General features: G+C 39.1%; 1 pseudogene. It reads left to right on the top strand.

From position 1 onward, the window contains the following. Nucleotides 1-243: pseudogene (locus tag G6042_RS00235) on the top strand (IS1182 family transposase); the annotation flags it as partial.

Below are 243 nucleotides of genomic sequence, written 5' to 3'. Positions count from 1 at the left end.
TTGCTCTAGAAGCCAAAGAAAACTTAAATCTAGAAACTTTTACGGCGCTAGTAGATAAAGGATATCACAACGGTAGAGAAATAGCAACCTGCAAGCAGAACAATATTACCACCATTGTAGCACAACCCGATCAAGGCAAGAGCAACGAAAACGGCACACAACCCGAGTATTTTGTAACAAAGTTTATTTATAATAAAGAAGCAAATACCTACACTTGTCCGCAAGGACAAACGCTAAGCACTA

Origin of the sequence: Flavobacterium solisilvae, assembly GCF_012911605.1 — a bacterium.
GTDB classification, from domain to species: Bacteria; Bacteroidota; Bacteroidia; order Flavobacteriales; family Flavobacteriaceae; genus Flavobacterium; species Flavobacterium solisilvae.
Note: the sequence above shows the minus strand (reverse complement) of the source record. Positions and strands in the feature narration are given on the sequence as shown.